2 protein-coding genes are annotated in these 3,465 nt (G+C 45.3%); both read right to left on the bottom strand.

Going from position 1 to position 3,465, the window contains the following annotated elements; genetic code table 11:
- Positions 1-643: 643 nt before the first annotated feature.
- On the bottom strand, positions 644-2,194 hold the full coding sequence (locus tag ENN47_02180) for a metallophosphoesterase family protein (protein ID HDP76996.1): 1,551 nt from the start codon (positions 2,192-2,194) through the stop codon (positions 644-646).
- A gap of 109 nt (positions 2,195-2,303) precedes the next feature.
- The gene (locus ENN47_02175) at positions 2,304-3,242 is read right to left on the bottom strand and encodes a hypothetical protein (protein ID HDP76995.1); all 939 of its coding nucleotides are present in this window, start codon (positions 3,240-3,242) and stop codon (positions 2,304-2,306) included.
- Positions 3,243-3,465 lie beyond the last annotated feature (223 nt).

The raw sequence follows: 3,465 nt of genomic DNA, 5'->3' as shown, positions 1-3,465 counted from the left end.
TCTTAGACCGCATGCATCTTTGAATTACTTAACACCTAATGCTTTTAAAGTACTAAACGATGAAACTCCGATTCAGATCGTAAAACCGTGATTCGCTGACTTCTTGTCCAACCTTTGGGGGTCAGAGGGAGACTGGTTGTTGGTGGTACGTGGTTGGTGGTTGGTCAAGAGTTTAAGAACCAACAAGAAGAGCACAAACACTAGTAGAAAAGTATCAGGAAAAACATCCGGGGACGCATGGCTGGCTCCGCCAGGAAACCAAAGGATGGTTACTCGTCATCCGGAAAGGAAGCAAGTAGATATGAGATTTGTCTGCAGGGACGCGCCACTACACGCTTGAGCGAGAAGACTACCTAATCGCTGTGAAATTAAGTAAATGTATTTCAATAGGCTCATCTTAGGAGACCTTTTCATATTGACCGCTGAATCCTCTCCTTGTTGGAGAACGATTGTCTGATTGCAGTACTATTGACAATCATTGCAAATTTTATCGGCCTTGTACTGCAAGATTTGTTCCAACACGGCTTCTCTCATTACTCATAACTAACAACAGAAGAGGGCACAAAATGTGCCCTCAGATAGTAAACTCTATTCCAGATAGTATCAGGTGTTTTTGCGAAATCAGGAGAATCTCTTAGCCATATTACTTGGTTCTGGTGAAAGGTTCGCCTTCTTCCCATCTTCCTTCATCGGGGTAATAGAATACGGGAACCACCGTAAGCTGGTTTGTTGAAGAGTCAATTGTTATGCGCCAGTAATGGTGATCAGAACCTGCTTCTTTCAGCCACCAGTACTTGTCGGGATTTCTCCCTCCGCCCATTTCTGCTCCGAGGCCACCGACACCAACGTAGTACACTCCGTTTTCTTCGTCAATCAACGCGTTTTCCTCGTAAGACTCAGAATCGATCACAGGCTTCCAGAAATTCTCAAAGAGCTTTGTTGAACTTATCTGATCAAATACGCGCTCCTTTGTTGCCTCTCCCGACTGAATAACGTAAAGCGACAGCATGTAGGTCAGTTCTCTGAGACCCGCCGAAAGGGAATCATAACCTAGTTCCTCCCAACTCCCTCGAGATAGCTTCAATAGATTCGGCTGAAGGGGCGGGGCGTAATTCTTTCCTGGCTCGTAGTTTTCCGCGGCTCTCTCAAGCCCTTCTTCGATCATACTGTCGATTTCTCCTGATAATTCACCAATTCCTGTGATGGGCCAGGTCTTGATATAGGAATGAATATGTCCGCTGTGTACAACATCCACTCCATACTTTTCGAAGAGAGGTACCCATAGACATCTGACTTTCGTCGGGACTGCTCCGGACCCCCACCATCCGCCGTCATGATAATGGGCCAAAGTCCATGTGCTGTCCTGGTTTTCTTGCAAAGTTTTCTCGAGCCAGGCGACTTGTTCTCCGTCCACTGGAGACGCATGACCAGAATCTAAGGATATTATGGTGAGCTCAGGGCCGTAGTTGATTACATGATAAGTGTAAGGAGATGGTATCTTGAATCGATTGAAGTAGAAGACTGCCGCTTCTATTGAGCCGCCGTAACCGGCAACGACTTCATGATTACCTAGGGCAGGTATGATTGGGATTCTTCTACCTTCGTCTGTGATCATCAGTTCGTGCCATAAGTCAAAGAACAGATCCCATTCGTAATCGCTCAGCTCAGCATTAACGAAGTCTCCGGAATAAACGAAGAAATCAGGATCTTCTTCAGCAGCCTTCCGGTGAACTTCTCGAATCACACTCATCTGTGAACGTAGATGTTGTGCGTCGGATCCTACTATGAACTTGATATCACCAGGATTTTCGGGAGCTGTTCTGAAGCAAAACTTGTCACTTGTGCCGTCATCCGTCTGCAGAACTACCCAGTAAGTCTCTCCTGGAAGAAGGTCTATCAGTTCCAAAGTATGCAGCCAAGCTGCTGTTTCTTCAAAAGTATAAGTCTCTGCCTCTTTTGATTCGGATTCCTCAATGGCTAAATCTTTGTTGGTCGAGAAAAAGGCAACCGATCTTTCTCCTTCAATATCCGTTCGCCAGGTAATTGTCATGGTTGTACTTGGATCGTTCTGCCAAGTGAGTACTATTTGTCTAGGCTCATCGGCGGCAAATTCTTGCGAGAATGCAGACAAAGCAATCAAAATAGCAAATGATAACGTCAAAAATAAGTATAGTGCGCCTCTTGGTTTCGGCATAAAGATTACCTCCCTCTGCTGTTATAAGCTGGCACTCACCAGACAATATGAGCGAGTGCCAGTAATACTAAGTCACAGCAAATTTGAAAACAGGATTTCACAACGCTTATTAGAACTGAGGTGTCTTCACCTTAGACAAGTCAATTTCGAATAGGCCCCAAACGTCATCCGTTCCGACGTACGAAATGTGATCTACTTGTTCAATTCCCAACTCCTCGGCTGCTTCCATGTATTCAAGCACAGGCATTCCCCATTCTCCTCCTGTCTTGAAAAGCACTTTACCGGCAGTCTCGACGGGCTTGATCGACCAGCTTATGACTAATTCAGGCATGATTCCTCCGAGAGAATCAAGATACTCGAAAACCATTGTCCTGTAATCTACATCCCACTCCAGAACTACATTCTCGGGAACTGCATGAGGCAGTCCGCCGCCTCCGCTCGCTCTGTAGCTGTCAACCATTACAATGAACTCCATATCCTCGGAGAGAGGAACTCCCTTATATTCTGCGCGAGCCACTCTACTCCCGAGAGGTTTGGTAACATCATATATATAAGTAATGCCCCAGAACTGGTCTAAATGGTGGCAGTCAAATCCGAAATTGACGAGAATCTGATCGTCAGTTACCTCAGGATCTATCTGAAAGAAATTTCCAGCTGAGGCTTCCAGCCATTCGATGACTTGCTTTCCGTTTAGCTTCAGTGCGGATATCTTGTTAGCGTAGCGATATAGGTGTTGCATCTCCACACTTGTGATTGGTCCGGCAGGCACATCGGCGAAATTGTCCGCGCCTCTAAATCCAGCGTCAATTGTGGAAGAACGAGAAATGACAGGCAAATTCTCGTAATCAGTCCCCTTCAAGTTCTTCTCAGCGAAGTCAACCGAAGCAAGGTTAACCAGCTGATAGTAGGGGTTGGCTTGCACTCTGGCAAAGTAAGTCGTCAAAGGGATATTGACTGATGTGGTGAAATCCTGAGAAAATAAAGTTACCCCAAAAACAATTGCGAAAAGCAGAACAAACAGTGGAACTAACTCTGAATGTCTCTTCATAATTACTCCTCCTCTCGTATTCGAAACAGACTAGCTCTCAGATAAACAGATGCTCTCTCCAAAACATGCGGAAAAAATGCTAGTCAATCACCTCCTCAACCTAAAACGGCCTCTCTCAGATTAAAGGTTTGAGTAAGGCCAGATAGATAGTTTCGTAGATGTTTATGCCCAATGACCGGTCGTATATGACCTATACAATAAATTTCCAGGGTGAATATCAGAC

The sequence above is a fragment of the Mesotoga infera genome, from assembly GCA_011045915.1.
Lineage (GTDB): Bacteria > Thermotogota > Thermotogae > Petrotogales > Kosmotogaceae > Mesotoga > Mesotoga infera_D.
This window is presented reverse-complemented; position numbering and strand designations above follow the sequence as displayed.